The organism is Mesorhizobium sp. C372A (assembly GCF_030323245.1).
Taxonomy (GTDB): domain Bacteria; phylum Pseudomonadota; class Alphaproteobacteria; order Rhizobiales; family Rhizobiaceae; genus Mesorhizobium.
Genome location: NZ_CP100475.1, coordinates 390,119 through 404,630, shown reverse-complemented (window position 1 = coordinate 404,630; position 14,512 = coordinate 390,119). Strand labels below are relative to the sequence as shown.

Sequence of the window (14,512 nt, the reverse complement as noted above, 5' to 3'; positions counted from 1 at the left end):
AGCTGACGAAGCTAATGGCGACACTGTGAACCTATCCATCCGCAACGATGCACCATATGGGTCACCGGAGCGCCCTTGATTTGAAAGCGCTCTGTCGAAATCCTCCTGGACATAAACAAAACTGCAAACGTCATTTCGGCGCCCCATGTCGCTAAGGACATACATTTATTGTACCTTCACGTTTTCAGAAACTACCAAATCTGGTGGTTGACGCTGGTCACGCCCGCGACCGGCTGAACCACTCGTAACTCTGATCGCCGTTTTTTGCGTGGCATTTGGCATCGATTGACGCTCGACCTGCGTCACGCCCGACGCAAAATCAATCACTAAAGCGTGTCGCAATTTAAAGGGATTCAGGATTGAACGAACATGACGTACTCGCGGGAGCGATGGCCACCTAAGATGTGGCGGCGATGGTGGAACATCTAGAGCGGGAGGCTGTCCCCCCGATAGGGTGAAGAACGGGCTCACGATCGACACCGGGCCCAGGCATCGAACGGAGGACAGCCATGAAGCAGTGTATCGGTCTCGACGTGCCCATGAAAGCGACGGCAGTATCGATCCGGCAGGACCGTTCATAAGCGAGCGCCCGCGTCTGACTGCACGGCGGACGCTGTCACGAAGATGGTCACTGGGATCGGCCCAGTTGCGCTCGACGTGGAGTCTACCGAAGAGGGCGAGGCCGATCTGGCGGTGTGGCGCGCCAGCGATGGAGCCTCGAGCGCACGTAAGACTCGGCGCAACCGCGTGCGAGGGGGCTCGAGTCGGAAAGAATCCCGATTGCAGCGTTTTGGTCGAACGGAGGCCGTTCAGACAGTCCATCCCGTTCAGGCGTTGCATGAGTTCCTCAGGCGGCTAGAAGACGGAGGAAGTCAATCGCACAAATTCGATGAGGCTTACGCCTTAAACAGCCAGCTGCAAGCTCCTGCCATTGTCCTCGACAAGGGCGTGCTGATGCCCATTCCGCGTGACGAGCAACGGCGCGCGTGTTGCCTATGTTTGCGGATCGGACAACCGTTCGAGTGGCCAGCCGGCGCGACGCAAGATCCGCTCTACGCGCAGATCTGTTACGGTAACGATGCTGCAGACCGCGTGACAAACCAAACTCGACCATCCCGGAGCTCGTAGGTGCCAATAGCGATGCCCGCCTGTTTCGGCGCGGAAGGCGGCAGATCAAGCGCAAAACGGCTGCTTTCCCAAACCCGAGGATCTTCCGGCGCCGAACGGTCTGCAATGAGAGCGCAGAAGCTGTCGCGCAGCATCGTGGGTCCGGTGGTCGGCAAAAGGGCCTCGCGGGGACGAAGCGCGTCGAACGGATCGACCTCATAGCCGCCGCTGAACGAAACGTCCCAATCAAGCCGTCGCTGAACTCAGCGGAGCAATCCGGCGTGATCAACTGCATCATGATGGCCTCTCTCCCGCGCGTGGATAACGCTTGCGATTGAAGGCAAAGACCGGAGTTGATAGCACCTGCGCATGTTCCCAGGTTCTGGGAGATCAGGTGAAGAGATGGCCTGGATAGTATCAGCCGAATAGCTGCCTAAGTAACTGCCGGCGCGCCAAGTTTCTTTCTGGCATTGTCACGATGATAGGCCGCTGTGAGCCGACTGATCCCCAAGATGCGGCCGATCTCCCACGCCGTCTTGCGGCGAGCCGCCGACTTCAGACACTCGATTTCGCTTCGGGATAGGGCAACGCCATCCACGATCCTGCCGTCGGCCTAGCTTACGACAGGCATGGAGATGGAAGAATATCGCGAAGAGCTGCAGCGCGCGGTCACATCCGTCAATCACGCGGAAGAACAGTGGTTGCCCTTCATCGGAGGCGAAGGTCAGTGCTGCAAACATACCGCCGCTATCATGGATCGGGATTATAGCCGCAATGAGCCGATTGCGTCGCGTCATCCATCAATTGTCGCTGTGGCCTAGACAGACCAAGATCGGCGCCATGCGAATCCCAGCGGAATTTTTCCTGACGACTACGTGCCTTATGGATTACCGGGTCCAGCTTTCATACCCACTGTGAAGTAGCGATCCCTCCAGGATTGAGGGTAGGTCGAAATCAGGCGCACCTTGCGGCCCACGCTAGGCGAAGGGAAAAGGCAGGCGAAAGAAGGCAAATCGAGCGAAGAGGCAATCTCCGCCAAAGCGTCGCGCAGGTGCATCGCGTTAGCGCTGTCCGCGATTTGCTCGACAGATCTATGAAAAACGTCCTGCATAGCTAAACTGCAGTGAAATCGCAGACGGCTTGTCATCCCCATATACCGGAGCGCGGACAGCTCGATCAAAGCGCAGTCCAGAAAAAAAATGCCGGCAGGAGCCTAAGCTCGATGCCGGGCCGGTGCGCCTTGGGCCGGCGATATGTGCTTCAACGACGCTCTTGGCCACGCCAACCTCATGCGAGCGTCATCTCCAAGTGACGGTGTCCTCTTTTGGTTTGCACTTCATTGTGGTCAGGCGTCTGTTTGCGGGCCTGTTGAGCTATCGTCGGGAACCCTTCACGGCCGTGTCTCCTGGGTGTTCCGAAGGGGCGGTCCCGAATCCAACACTGCGGCTACGAATTGAGCAGCTTGCTGTTTCCCAACTCAGTACGATAGTCGAACTCAACCTGCCAGAGTTGATAGGTCATGGAACGTTTTACATACGCTATGCTCTAGTCTCTTTCAACGGTTAAGGAAACCGAAAAATGCCTCTTGAAATTTCGTTTATGTTCGGCGGCCTCTCGACAGAATATGATTCGTCAATCTCATCATTAAACAACTGTATCTCCTCATACTTGGCCATTGCCCCCGACCAACGGCCATTCTCCATAAGGCATTTATATCACCTGAGTCGGCAGGATAGTCTTGTTCGTGAGATTGCATTCAATAACGGGTTTACATTTTCTGAGTTCCAGGGTTGTATTTCTAATATCGACGTGATTCCTGGATCAACACTGTCAATGGCGTTCGACGCCATTAGAGAACGCAAAGAGTATGTTGTGAATTTGTTGCACGGGCAGTTTGGCGAGGACGGTGGAGTTCAGACGATTGCGGCGCTTTCAGGTTTGAAAGGCACGTTCGGTGACCCGCAAGTCGCATCATTGACGATGAATAAGTATGCAATGTCGTCATTCGTGTCATCGCTATTGCCCCCTGAGGTTGTGAGGATGCCGAAGACTGCGCTAATAAACTGTAGAAATTTAGATGGTGCAATACAAATTGCACACTCATTTCGCGGTCCAGTTGTGGTGAAGCCCAACTCGCTTGGCTTATCCCTGTTTACTGCTTTGTTTCCCAATCCGGCAGGATGTGAGGCCAACATTATTGATCTGATTCAGACAATACTTAAGTATGATACCGCGGCATTATTGCAAGAATTCATTGATGGCGACGAATATTCTTGCGGATGTATAGTTGGTTGGTGCGACGTGACACCGCTGCCAGTCGCAAAAATTGAAACCGAGAGTCGCTTTTTTGGTCCAATCGAAAAGAACGACGGAAACCTCGTTGAGAAAACGATAGTTGACGGAAAAGATATAGTTTCTCAGAGGATAAAGCACATAACAAGGAAGATCGCATCTTCTATAGAGCTTCTCAATTTTTCCAGGTTTGACTTCAGAGTCGATTCTGACTCCAATATATTTTTCCTAGAGTGCAATTACATTCCGGGATTGGCTAAGGGGAGCATCTTCGAGATGGTCCTTCAAAGTCATGGCATGACCGTTGTCGAGTTAATTGCATCGATTGCATCGCATTCAAGACCTTACACGATGAAAGACCATATTGTTAAAATCAAATAGTAATATTCCATCGCTCTGCGGCAACAAGACAACTAAAGTTAAGTCGCTGCTACATTTTGCTCAAAGTTGCCATGGTTTGTGCCTGATATCGACCAGTTGTTATTACTTGCTTGTGTGTGACATAGCTGTAGCTCAGCCATTCGGCCTTTGTCAAGAGAAGTGAGTATTTGAGTCCCGCGAGTATTTGAATCCCGCTGCCTGTTACCGATAGTATCGACGCTCCAACTGGGATGGCCATGGCGCACTGTCCCGGTTCGGAGGATGGATGGCGAGGCGGATCAGCATGGCGACGCGATCGAGGCCGCTGACGCGAGCCTGCTCTACTTGCCGCCGTATGATGGGCCCTGCGGGTTAAGGGTGTCGGATCGGATTGGCGACGGGTCGGTTGCGGCCATGTATACGGCGTCTGATTTGCAGTGAGATCGCTGCGCGCCCTGATGAATATCCGCTTGGAGAACAGGTCCCACTCAATCGAGCGCGATCGAGGGGCTTTTGATCGGGGTTTCCTGGTTCTTCGTCTCCGTCTGTTTGCCATCACCACCCTTTGCCCTGACCATTCCGAGAGCCTGTCAGGCTGCCTGAGCTCAACGCGATCCCTCCATTAGGAGGGCGAAGATCGTTCTTGCCATGCGATGCGCCAAGTAGATGGCGACGACCTTCGTTTTCTTCCGGATCAGCATGCTCGATAGCCAATCCGACCCCGGCTCGCGCCTGAGTCTACGTCTGAGCAAGATCTGTGCCATGGCGCTGAGGTAGAGCAACCGTCGGATACCATCTTCGAGATCCGGCCTCCCTCTGCTTGCCTCCGGTGGAGTGGGTTTGGGTGTGAGGCCGAGCCAAGCGGCATAGTCCCTCGCGCAGTCGAAATTGTCGACATCCGGCGTCGTCGCCGCAACGATCGTCGCCGATAACATGCCCACGCCTGGGATCGTAGCCAGACGCTGCCTTGTCTCGCTTTGCTCGCAGGGCTCTTCGATCTCGTCGAACAGCCGTGGGAGAATATGTCGGTCTCGATGTGTTGATGCCCTACCGTGCTGCCGATGTTCCTGGCGAGGCATTCGCATTCGTGCCGCCGAGCTTGGGCGCCAGCTGTCGCAGATGCACGTCAGACCCAGGCATGCCGCATACTCAAGTCGACCCCTGGCATCGGCGATCACCGCAACCTCCTTCGCCACTGCCATTGAAGATCCGGGCAACCTCAAGAAGTCCCGATCTGTTGGCGCCTGGATCGAGCCTGAACTTTTCGGGCTCGATGGTCCATTGTTTGCAGATGAACTCGTAGGATGTGAGCCCCTTCAGGGTGTTCAGCCGGCGCCCAAAATTGTAAGCTGCGACGTCTGCGAGGTGGCGTCGCAACTGGTCGCGAGTTTTCGTAGTGGTGGCGCTTGACGGTTGCGTCCTTAATCGTGCGGTTCATCCGCTCGACCTGTCCGTTATCCGGTATGTGGTCTTTGGTGCCTATTCGTCCCTGCTGTTCTTGTTTTGGAACGGCCTTATGGTGAGCCCATCCAGAACGTGGGACACCGGGAGCACGAAGGTGCAGGCAGGCCGTCAATAGACCGTGGGCTGAGAGCCCGAGTTCGTTACATGGCCGCACCTCGCGACTTTCCCGGATGCGCTGCGAGCGCGGAGATCCGTGGAAAGGAGCGTATTCACCTTGGGCTGCGCCAGAACTGCATTGAGGAACTTCGCCGCGATGCTGCCCTCAAGCAGCCGGTCGCGGTTCTTCGAGAACACCGAATGGTCCCAGGCTACGCCGTCGATGCCGATGCCGACGAACCAGCGGAACAGTAGGTCGTATTCCAGCTGCTCCATCAAAAGCCCTCCGAGCGGATCGAATAGAATCGCCTGCAAAAGCATCGCCCGCAGCAGCTTCTCCGGCGGGAAAGAGGGCCGTCCGATAGACGAGTACAGCGCCGCGAACTCGCGCCCCAGCGCCAACAGGGCTTCATTCACAATCGTCCGGATCGCCCCAACGGATGATTGCGCCGAACCCGGGCTTCAAGGTCCACGTCACGCGTAGCTGAACAGTTCGCCAGTTCGATCGTCGCCGCCGCGCACTCGTCACCTCGGAATCCCTTCGGAACAGTGAAGCACGCAGTGGTCCGGCGGCGAGTGCCTTTTTCAACAGCCTCCTAAAGTAAAGAGCCGGTCTTCAGCTCTCTGTAGGAAGTTGTGGCACACGAGACCGGCAAAGTCAGGCTGGTTGGCGGCCGAGAGCGACAAAAGGTATTCGGATCGGCCTGGTTTTTGCGATAAGCGTAGATTAATGTCCGATTAAATACGCGGCTGTGTCGGACATAGCACAAAGCTCAGCTCAAAGCGTTGTTTTCTCAAGAAGCTCCCGATTCGGCATGAATAATGCTCGGCATTCTCGAAAAGAATCACGTTTGCGAAAGGAACGGCCGTGCACAATGCCCGGGTCTATCGCACGGGCAAAGGAGGCCAAGCTTTGCTTCATGATGCATAGTTTGATGGAGAACCGTCAGGCTTCTAGTCGATGCGTACCTGGCGTTGACCGATGGGGATGCCGACCGAAGCTGCACCTCAAACCCATCAGAGAAGCCTGTTAGATAGGGTGGCCTCCGCGGTCCGATGATTGATCGTGTCGGAAGCTGACAAACCCGGGCCGTAGCCACACACAGAATCGGACACCAAACGGCCAAGATAATGAACTAAAACCGCTTTCCATTATGGCATGGCACTTGCAGCTCTAAATTGCGATGTTCATTCAGCAAAGGAGCCGTTCGATGTCTGCATCGATGATTTCGCCTGACTGTTTAACTTAGCACAACATCCTCCGACAGTTTCTGGTGACGGAACGGGTCGACTACGGAGATATTATTGGCGAGTTGGGGCCTTCCTATATTAGCGGGCGTGGCGCGCATGCGCTCCCAGTTCTACAGCGACGTGCATTCTGTGAAGCTGGTTGGTCAACTCGATGGCTGAGAGCCGTGACGAGTTTCCAAGGGTCCAATCCAATCGAAGCAATTAGAAAGGAACAAGATTTCGACTAAGTTGAATAGACGGCAATCACGCAGAGAGGATTCAAATATGTCTAACGACGTCATGTATGGGGAAAAGTGGTCTTCGGTCTATGAAAAATATACCAGTATCCGAGGTAGGATCGCTGAGGCAGACGAGACTGCCGCCTTTCTCGAGCGACTTGCCGGTGGAGGCAGTGCCCTTGAACTCGGTATTGGTGACGGACGTGTGGCACTTCCGTTGAGCCAGCGGGGCGTAAGGGTCGAAGGTATCGACATTTCGGACAGCATGTTGCAACTTCTCGCCAAGCGCACTGATAAGGTCAAGGGTTGGAAGGGGGACATTGCGGATTTCAGATCAGAGGAACGCTACAAGTTGGTGTATTGCGTTTATAACACGTTCACAATGCTCTTCACACGCGAATCGCAATTAACCTGCCTTCGATCTGCCGCAGAGGCACTGGAGGACGAGGGGGTACTGGTGATAGAAATCGTTGTGCCGGAACTGGATGGTTTAGTCAACGGCCAGAAAACAAGTACAATTCTCTTAGACCATGAGAATACAATCCTGATTGCAGATGTCCATGATCCTCTAAAGCAAAACTTAGTCTCGACCCTTCTCTGGTTTTCTGATACATCGGTCAGACGTTTACCGCATCGCATCCGCTACGTTTATCATCAGGAACTCGATACCATGGCCGAATGCGTAGGGCTGAAGCTAGCGGAGCGTTGGGGAGATTGGGCAAGAGGTGCGTTCACTACAGGGTCAAAACGTCATATCTCAGTTTACCGCCGAACTACCCTGTAGTCCACCTTCGAGCCGGCGCAGACAGGGCTACGAAGTCGGGTTAAAGCGCTTTTGGGGTTGCGGCTGATCTGATTCCATTGGGTTCCCAGATTCGGAGCCGGTTTCGAGAAGCCACGCCTGAAGGCGCTGTTGGAGCACCTTTCTGCAATCGAAGACCCGCGCGAACCGTGGCAGGTCGCACATCCCCTGCCCGAAGTGCTGTTTGTGGTCGTCTGCGGCACGATCTGCGACTGCGACGACTATGACGGCATCGCCGAATGGGGGAGGCGCATCTCCGTTTCCTGCGCCGCTATATGCCCTACCACCACGGCCTGCCAGGCGGGCGCTGGTTGACCATTCTGATGAACCGCATCAACCCGTCCCTGTTCTCGGCCGCTTTCAGTGCCTGGGTCCGCGAGACCTGGCCGGATAAGCCCGACTTCGTCGCCATCGACGGCAAGACCTCGCGCCGCAGCCACGACAGGAGCGCCGACAAGACCCCACTTCGCCACCACAGCGCGCGCCTCGTACTTGGCCAGGAAGCCGTCACCGACAAGAGCAACGAGATCACCGCCATCTCCATCCTGCTGGAGCGACTAGGCAAGGATGACGGCTCAAGGGCGCACTCGTCTCCAACGATGCATCGTCACCAATGCCACCGTCGCCGCGGCAATCCGCGACGCCGGCGCCGACTACCTGCTCGCCGTCAAGGCCAACCAACCCACGATCAGGAGCGAGATCGAAGCCTATTTCGCCGACGCGCCCGCCGACAGACTCGATCACTCCACCGATCTCGGCAAGGCCCATGGCCGCGTCGAGCAGCGCACCGTCACCCTCAGCGGCGAAACCGATTGGCTCTCCGGCACCCGCCGCTTCCCCGACGAATTGCGCCTGCCCGCCGCCGCTTCGATCGTCCGCGTCGCCGCGCATATCGAACTCAAGGATCGATGCCGTATCGAGGCCAGATATTATATCTCCTCCGCAACGCTCAGCGCACAACAGGCCGCCAATCCCGTGCGCGGCCAGGCAGCGGCCAGTCCGAGACGCCAACCTCACGTGCCCGCAACAGATAGGTCGAAACCGAAGTCTTGCTGATCTTCAGCCGTTCCGAGACCGCACGCACCAAGAGGCCCTGCTCATGCGTCAGGCGCAGGATTGATCGTAGGTCTTTCACTGTCGTCCGTCTCGCTTGCTTCCGTCTTGGCATGGCCCCTCTCAACCCGATGATGAGAGGGCAAAATGCCAGAACGGCGCTCCCGAGAACCGACCGTTATATCCGCCCCGAAAACTGTCCGGGAATTAGCGGAATCACTGTCCCGTAATGACTGAAATCGCTGTCCGCGAATTAGCGGAATGGGTGTCCTCGAATTTCTGAAACACGCAACGTGCAGATCGAGGGTGAGCACCGACACATTCAACTCACTAGAATCCGTCTTAACAACGAATACATTGAAGCCGGACCCTTCCGCGCCGGGTCAGAATCCGCGATGAAGGGATGGTCCGCAACAAGGCCATCCGCCTCGTGCTGGCGTGCGCACCGACGGTGCCAAGGAGGCGCTCGGCTTGTGGCTCCAGCAGAATGAAGGCGCCAAGTTCTGGCTGCCGGTGATGAACGAACTCAAGAACCGCGGCATGGAAGATATCATTCTGGGAAGATATCATACTGGCCGTCGTTGATGCCCCCAAAGCTCGCTTCGGCAGCGTGTTCCTGAAGATCATATTCTGGCGCGAATTGATCGTGTGCTTGACCTGTCCTGGCTATCGCGGCAAACTGACCTGATGTGGTGGACGGCCTCCGCTCCCGGCATCACAATGGCTGTCGAGGTCAGAGCCGTCCATGGAGAAGGTTAGCAATCGGTCTGGATGTCGCCAAGCACGTCTTTCAATGCGGAGGGCACGGTGGTTGTGCGCCGGAAGCTGCGTCGCGACGATGTCGTCGTATTCTTCGCGTCTTTGCCAGCATTCCTGATCGGCATTGAAGCCTGCGCAATGAGCCATCACTGGGCCCGCGTTTTCATGGGGCTGGGTCATAAGATCCGGCTGATGCCAGCCTCCTATGTGAAGCCATATGTCAAACGGCAGAAGATGAAGTGACGGACGCGGAGGCGATCTGCGAGGCAGTGACGCGGCCGTCCATGCGCTTCGTTCCGGTGAAGAGCGAGTAAAGCAAAGTGTGCTGATGTTGCATCGAGTTCGTGAGCTTCTGGTCCGACAGCGGACCATGCTGGTGAACGCGCTGCGCGGCCACCTGGCCGAGTTCGGGATTGTGACGCGCCAGGGCATTGCCGGCGTCCGGAGGCTGATCGGGCTCGCCGAAGACGAGAATGACGAGCTTATCCCCCCGCTTGCCCGAGATGCGCTTGTTCCCTTGGTCGAACAGCTACGGGCGGCGCACGAGAAGGTCCGTGAACTCGATCATCCGATTCAAACCTGGCACCGCTCGAATGAACTGAGCCTGCTATTGGAAACGATCCCCGGCATCGGTCCAATCACCGCCGGCGCGATCGTTGCAACCGTGACAGACGCCTCCCTGTTCAAATCCGGCCGGCAACTCGCGGCTTGGCTTGGCCTCGTGCCGCGACAGAACTCGTCCGGAGGAAAGGATAGGCTCGGTCGGATCAGCAAGCAGGGCGGTCCCTATACCCGCCGACTGCTTGTAGTTGGCGCACATGCCGTCCTCAGGTTCAGCCGCAAGGAAAGCAGCGCCTACCCGCTGGGCTGCCGAGCTTCTGACGAAGAAGGCCTATAATGTCGTCGCCTGTCAATGATCACGGAATCGGGCCCCCGTATTTTCGCCCAAAGGGACCCTGGTTTTGGCGTGTGAAGGGCACGACGGCGAGCACCCGATCAGGCGTAGCTGGTCGGGGTTGCACAGCCTGATCGGGTGCGGCTGAGTTTTCGTTTTCGGCTTTATCTTTGAGAGCGGCTTTTGAATCGCCAGGAAGCGTTTCCGGTCTCGAGGATCTCGCAATGATGGGTGAGCCGGTCCAACAAGGCGGTGGTCATTTTGGCATCACCAAAGACGCTCGGCCATTCGCCTAAGGCGAGATTGGTGGTGACGATGATCGCGGTTCGCTCGTAGAGCCTGCTGATCAGATGGAAGAGCAGTTGCCCGCCAGCCCTGGGCGAAAGGCAGATAGGCGAGCTCGTCCATGACGACGAAGTCGAGCCGGGTCAGGTGATCGGCAATACGGCCTTGGCGGCCAGCGTGGGTTTCGGTTTCCAGCTGATTACCAGATCGACGACATTGTAGAAGCGGCCGTGCAGGCCGGAGCGGATCAGCGCCCGGGCGATGGCGATCGCCAGATGCGACTTTCCGGTACCGGTTCCGCCCACCAGAACGGCGTTGCGCTGATCGGCAGCAAAGGTGCCGTTGGCGAGTTCGCGGATCAGCGTCTCGCTGCGCCCGAAGGAGCGGGCATGTTCCCCCACGATCACGCCGTCCTGGCGGATGACAATGCGGTCGGCATAGGCGTGGATTTCCACCGGACGGCCGACGACACTTGAAAGCACCGAGTATCTGTTGTTGTCAAAGCGAACCAGGCAGGTCTTCGACACCGAGGCCGGGATGCAGTGGAAGCAATCGAAGCGGCCGGCATAGGGAATGAAGTTGCCGCGCTCGGCCTCGAACATCTCGCAGACCGTGCGATCGCCCTGTTCAAGATGCCGGTGTACCCTGGCATAGGCGATGCATCGGTCGAGCAGCCAGGCGTTGAGTTCCTCCAGGTTTTTGAAGCGGAGCCTCGGCGTGAAGAAGCGCTCGCGCACCAGCCCGACCTGGTTCTCGACCTGGCCCTTCTCCCAGCCCGACGCCGGCGTGCAGGCCACCGGCTCGACAAGAAAGTGGCCGCACATCTGCTGGAAGCGGCGGTTGTATTGCCTCTCCTTGCCGATGAAGATCGTCTCCACAGCCGTCTTCATGTGTGCCCCGGAAGAAGGCAAACGCCCGATCGTGCGCGTCGAACACCATCTCCTGGCTTTCGCGCGGATTAGGCCCTGACGAAGAACATCCTGCTATGGCACAGCCGCATATGCGCCACCTTCACCGTCGTCGTCACTCCGTTCAGGACAACGATCTCGTGGCTCCAGTCGAACTGGTAGGCTTCGCCCGGCGCGAGGATCAGCGGAACATACGCATCGGCGGCGGCGCTGCCCCGCTCTTCCTCAAAGGCCGGCGCATGCCGCCAGACCGAGCTGTAGCTGCCGTCATAGCCAAGATCGCGAAGCTGCTCAAAAATCCGGGTCGTCAGCCGTCGTGACGGCTTCGTCGCATTGGTCGCCAAAAGCCGCCCAAGCTCATCGCGCCATGCGCCCATCCGAGGCAACGGCTGATGCTTGCGCTCGTAGCGGAACTCCGTCTGCCCCGAACGCAGGGCCTTACGGACCACCTTCCGAGAGACCTTCAATTCTCGGCAGATCTGCTTGATCGATTTCCCTGAACCAGCGAAAGCCGGCGTATCTTTGCAATCGTCTCCACAACCAACATCCAAAACAAATGCCTCCGATTAAACCGGAAGCAGTGTCACGCCCCTGCGTTAAGGGGGTCCCGTTTGCATGAAAACGACCCCTCAAACGGGTCCCTATTCCATGAAAACCACAGTCGCCGTTGCTGTTGCGAACAAGATGGCGCGGATCGTCTGGGCGCTGATGACTACGGGCAAGCGCTTCGCAACTTCGCCGGCAGCGTGACGTAGTCGCGGAGGATACGCAGAGATTGATGAGGTGCTGATGGTTTGACGGTGGACGGTCGAACCGGGATCGGACAAAGCTCAGTGGGTGCCGCTCAAAGCGCGTTTACCCGTCTGGGATCCGATCCACGGACTTCATCAGGGCCAGCGGCATGAACAGGCCGCACTCAAAGGCCGAATACATGCCTGCACCCGACCGACTGTCACTTCGCCGAACTGCCTGAACGCGCCACCATACGTGTTGCGGCCGACTTCCTGCGCAAGCTGATCGAACTGGTGCCCTACAAGATCCGCACTGTTCTCACCAACAACGGCATTCACTTCACAGTGCCCGAAGGCGCAAGCTGGAGCGTCCCCGAGATCAGTGCCATCATCGAGCGCAAGGGGATCTTCCGAACCCATTCCTTCGACGTAGCCTGCGCCCGCATCGCCATCTGACGAAGCCGAACATCCGTGGACCAATGGTCAGGTCGACAGGATGAACCGCACGATCAAGGAAGCCACCGTGCGCCGCTACTACTACGAAAATCATGATCGGCTGCGTGCCCACCTGGCAACATTCCTCGACGCCTACAATTTCGCCAAACGCCTGAAGAGCCTCAGCGGCCTAACCCAGTTCAAGCACATCTGTCAATGCATTATTCGAGAGTTTTACTATGATATGACTTTCACAAAGCACTCAATGAACTTAACATAAAATAACTTTATGCCGCGCGGGGCTGGAGTAGACATTGGGGTGCCCGTCTGCCGAGTACGGCGGCCTAAGTCCGGCAGCTTTGTGCAACAGTGAACACACTGCGCGATTACGGCTAAACAGAAACTATGAAAGCCCGCGGATGACTGCAGGTCCTCAACTTGGAAAGTTGGTAATCGGAGTTCCCAACCGGGTTTCTTTGGTCCCCTCGACGGATATGCGAGTGGCAACCAAGAAGGCATTTGCGGTCGAGTTCGGCCGATTTCTCGACCAGGCTCATGGTATCGCTAAACCGGAAAAGCTGTTCGGCTTAGTAGGTGCTTTTGCCCTGAATTTTGATTGCCCCTGGATCGCATATGGCCTTCTTAACCCCAATCAGAAATTATTAATGCCGGTCCGGCGCGATCCTGCAGTCATGCTGAATTATCCTAATGAATGGCAGCAACGTTATTTCGATATGGGCTACGAAAAAATAGATCCCATCATTAAGACAAGCCGAAAGCGGACTGGCGCCTTTCGTTGGAGCGACGTGTACAACGACTCAAATACGACAGAAGCCGAACGTCGCGTTTTCGACGAGGCTGCGACGTTTGGTGTAAGATCGGGCATTAGCATTCCATTGCACCGCCCCGACGGTGGCCTTGCAGTCGTCAGTTTCGCTCAGAGTTGCGACCGAGAGTTGCAAAATATATCTATCACATACTTGGAGCTCGCAGCGTTACACTTTCACCTCAGAATCGTCGGGTTCGCGAATTCGAGTGGCAACGAAGAGCCAGCTAGTCTCTCGCAAAGGGAGAAGGAGTGCATTTTGTGGGTGGCCAGAGGAAAATCTTCGTGGGAAATAGGAAAAATTCTGAAAATTTCGACCAATACAGTAAATTTCCATATAAAGAATGTGATAAAAAAATTGGACGTCGCTAACAGAACGGTCGCCGCCATCAAGGCGGCCAGCGCCGGCATAATAAAATTGTAAGACGGCGCCAATATAGTGAGGGGAAAGGCAGGTATGTCACTTCTGCAATAACTTCGCATCCTGGAAATTCTGATCCGTACGTTAGGAGAATCATTGAGTGGCATCGCTCCATCGGTGGGGATCGGAGTGACCGGAGAAGAGGTGCACTCTATGCAATAGGGGCCGGACTACGTTAAGGGCCTGGCAGTCCCGAACAGACAGTCGGCCGGTGGGGCGTGGCGAATGCCGGGCAGGTGCTTCGTTCGCTTGCGAGAACTCGCAGCCTCCTCGCGTTCACAGCCGATGCGCTGGGGCGTCCTCCTTGGCCCTCGAGCCCTGACCATCTCGCACACGCGCGACTCGCCCCCAACGAGCAGCGCAAGCACCAACACCTTATAGATCTTGTTGGTCTTTAGCAGGACGCCGCCTGCGCCACGTGGCAATCAAGGCGGCTTCGATGACACCGCTTTCCATCCCCAGCGATTCTGATACCGTCGCCTGCGCCGTGGCGCGCCCGTGCAGTACCTGGGCCATAGTTCATCCTTCCATTCCAAGGAAAACAATGCACCATTAAAACTTGGGATAATACACCTAGCCATCGCTCGCGCACCGGTTTTGTGACGCTAC

At 56.5% G+C, this 14,512-nt stretch carries 10 protein-coding genes and 11 pseudogenes; 9 read left to right on the top strand and 12 right to left on the bottom strand.

Annotation, left to right across the window (positions count from 1 at the left end):
* Positions 1-165: 165 nt before the first annotated feature.
* From NLY42_RS31750 to NLY42_RS31960, 6 genes and pseudogenes are all read right to left on the bottom strand, one after another.
* Positions 166-822, bottom strand: a complete 657-nt coding sequence (locus NLY42_RS31750; protein ID WP_353623135.1) for a DNA -binding domain-containing protein — start codon at positions 820-822, stop codon at positions 166-168.
* Between the two features lie 171 nt (positions 823-993).
* The gene (locus NLY42_RS01835; RefSeq protein WP_198022230.1) at positions 994-1,104 is read right to left on the bottom strand and encodes an acyl-homoserine-lactone synthase; all 111 of its coding nucleotides are present in this window, start codon (positions 1,102-1,104) and stop codon (positions 994-996) included.
* Positions 1,068-1,262, bottom strand: a complete 195-nt coding sequence (locus NLY42_RS01830) for a hypothetical protein (RefSeq protein WP_198022231.1) — start codon at positions 1,260-1,262, stop codon at positions 1,068-1,070. The genes NLY42_RS01835 and NLY42_RS01830 overlap by 37 nt, the downstream gene beginning before the upstream one ends.
* 278 nt (positions 1,263-1,540) lie before the next feature.
* Entirely contained in the window at positions 1,541-1,705 is a 165-nt protein-coding gene (locus NLY42_RS31745; RefSeq protein ID WP_198022232.1) for a LuxR C-terminal-related transcriptional regulator, read from the bottom strand.
* A 91-nt stretch (positions 1,706-1,796) separates the two neighbouring features.
* A pseudogene (locus tag NLY42_RS31740) lies at positions 1,797-1,847 on the bottom strand (hypothetical protein); the annotation flags it as partial.
* A 140-nt stretch (positions 1,848-1,987) separates the two neighbouring features.
* Complete coding sequence (locus tag NLY42_RS31960) at positions 1,988-2,164, bottom strand: autoinducer binding domain-containing protein (protein WP_502882141.1); 177 nt, start codon at positions 2,162-2,164, stop codon at positions 1,988-1,990.
* A gap of 521 nt (positions 2,165-2,685) precedes the next feature.
* Here NLY42_RS31960 and NLY42_RS01820 point away from each other — a divergent pair.
* The gene (locus NLY42_RS01820; protein WP_156933847.1) at positions 2,686-3,780 is read left to right on the top strand and encodes a D-alanine--D-alanine ligase family protein; all 1,095 of its coding nucleotides are present in this window, start codon (positions 2,686-2,688) and stop codon (positions 3,778-3,780) included.
* Between the two features lie 584 nt (positions 3,781-4,364).
* Here the strand turns inward: NLY42_RS01820 and NLY42_RS01815 are convergent.
* Entirely contained in the window at positions 4,365-4,694 is a 330-nt protein-coding gene (locus tag NLY42_RS01815; protein WP_198022233.1) for a transposase, read from the bottom strand.
* Between the two features lie 142 nt (positions 4,695-4,836).
* Between NLY42_RS01815 and NLY42_RS01810 the strand changes: the two are divergent.
* Positions 4,837-5,007, top strand: a pseudogene (locus NLY42_RS01810) (transposase); the annotation flags it as partial.
* On the opposite strand, the pseudogene NLY42_RS31955 reads toward NLY42_RS01810, so the two are convergent.
* Both NLY42_RS31955 and NLY42_RS31950 read right to left on the bottom strand, forming a co-directional pair.
* Positions 4,987-5,236, bottom strand: a pseudogene (locus tag NLY42_RS31955) (integrase core domain-containing protein); the annotation flags it as partial. The pseudogenes NLY42_RS01810 and NLY42_RS31955 sit on opposite strands and share 21 nt — an antisense overlap.
* A 176-nt stretch (positions 5,237-5,412) precedes the next feature.
* Positions 5,413-5,841 (bottom strand): annotated as a pseudogene (locus NLY42_RS31950) (transposase); the annotation flags it as partial.
* Between the two features lie 993 nt (positions 5,842-6,834).
* Here NLY42_RS31950 and NLY42_RS01800 point away from each other — a divergent pair.
* Both NLY42_RS01800 and NLY42_RS01795 read left to right on the top strand, forming a co-directional pair.
* Positions 6,835-7,572 (top strand): class I SAM-dependent DNA methyltransferase, encoded by a 738-nt coding sequence (locus tag NLY42_RS01800; RefSeq protein WP_023756071.1) that lies wholly within the window; start codon positions 6,835-6,837, stop codon positions 7,570-7,572.
* 117 nt (positions 7,573-7,689) lie between these two features.
* Positions 7,690-8,574, top strand: a pseudogene (locus NLY42_RS01795) (ISAs1 family transposase); the annotation flags it as partial.
* A gap of 1 nt (position 8,575) precedes the next feature.
* Here NLY42_RS01795 and NLY42_RS01790 read toward each other — a convergent pair.
* Positions 8,576-8,758, bottom strand: a pseudogene (locus tag NLY42_RS01790) (IS21 family transposase); the annotation flags it as partial.
* Positions 8,759-9,022: 264 nt separating this feature from the next.
* Here NLY42_RS01790 and NLY42_RS01785 point away from each other — a divergent pair.
* Positions 9,023-9,201 (top strand): annotated as a pseudogene (locus tag NLY42_RS01785) (transposase); the annotation flags it as partial.
* Positions 9,202-9,388: 187 nt separating this feature from the next.
* A pseudogene (locus NLY42_RS01780) lies at positions 9,389-10,283 on the top strand (IS110 family RNA-guided transposase); the annotation flags it as partial.
* 178 nt (positions 10,284-10,461) lie between these two features.
* Here the strand turns inward: NLY42_RS01780 and NLY42_RS01775 are convergent.
* Both NLY42_RS01775 and istA read right to left on the bottom strand, forming a co-directional pair.
* Positions 10,462-10,890 (bottom strand): annotated as a pseudogene (locus tag NLY42_RS01775) (ATP-binding protein); the annotation flags it as partial.
* Between the two features lie 51 nt (positions 10,891-10,941).
* A pseudogene (gene istA, locus NLY42_RS01770) lies at positions 10,942-12,037 on the bottom strand (IS21 family transposase); the annotation flags it as partial.
* 478 nt (positions 12,038-12,515) lie between these two features.
* Between istA and NLY42_RS01765 the strand changes: the two are divergent.
* The 3 genes and pseudogenes from NLY42_RS01765 (at position 12,516) to NLY42_RS01755 (ending at position 13,906) form a co-directional block, all read left to right on the top strand.
* Positions 12,516-12,677, top strand: a complete 162-nt coding sequence (locus NLY42_RS01765) for a hypothetical protein (RefSeq protein WP_023756080.1) — start codon at positions 12,516-12,518, stop codon at positions 12,675-12,677.
* A 7-nt stretch (positions 12,678-12,684) separates the two neighbouring features.
* Positions 12,685-12,936 (top strand): annotated as a pseudogene (locus NLY42_RS01760) (integrase core domain-containing protein); the annotation flags it as partial.
* 214 nt (positions 12,937-13,150) lie between these two features.
* A complete protein-coding gene (locus NLY42_RS01755) occupies positions 13,151-13,906 on the top strand; it encodes a LuxR family transcriptional regulator (RefSeq protein WP_023756082.1) in 756 nt (251 codons plus the stop codon).
* Positions 13,907-14,512: the final 606 nt, after the last annotated feature.

Bases quoted from the DNA above. Each gene is read 5' to 3' on its own strand.
- NLY42_RS01815 (WP_198022233.1), bottom strand. From the start codon at position 4,694: ATGTTATCGGCGACGATCGTTGCGGCGACGACGCCGGATGTCGACAAT.
- NLY42_RS31960 (WP_502882141.1), bottom strand. From the start codon at position 2,164: ATGCACCTGCGCGACGCTTTGGCGGAGATTGCCTCTTCGCTCGATTTG.
- NLY42_RS01800 (WP_023756071.1), top strand. From the start codon at position 6,835: ATGTCTAACGACGTCATGTATGGGGAAAAGTGGTCTTCGGTCTATGAA.
- NLY42_RS31750 (WP_353623135.1), bottom strand. From the start codon at position 822: ATGGACTGTCTGAACGGCCTCCGTTCGACCAAAACGCTGCAATCGGGA.
- NLY42_RS01755 (WP_023756082.1), top strand. From the start codon at position 13,151: ATGCGAGTGGCAACCAAGAAGGCATTTGCGGTCGAGTTCGGCCGATTT.
- NLY42_RS01830 (WP_198022231.1), bottom strand. From the start codon at position 1,262: ATGCTGCGCGACAGCTTCTGCGCTCTCATTGCAGACCGTTCGGCGCCG.
- NLY42_RS01820 (WP_156933847.1), top strand. From the start codon at position 2,686: ATGCCTCTTGAAATTTCGTTTATGTTCGGCGGCCTCTCGACAGAATAT.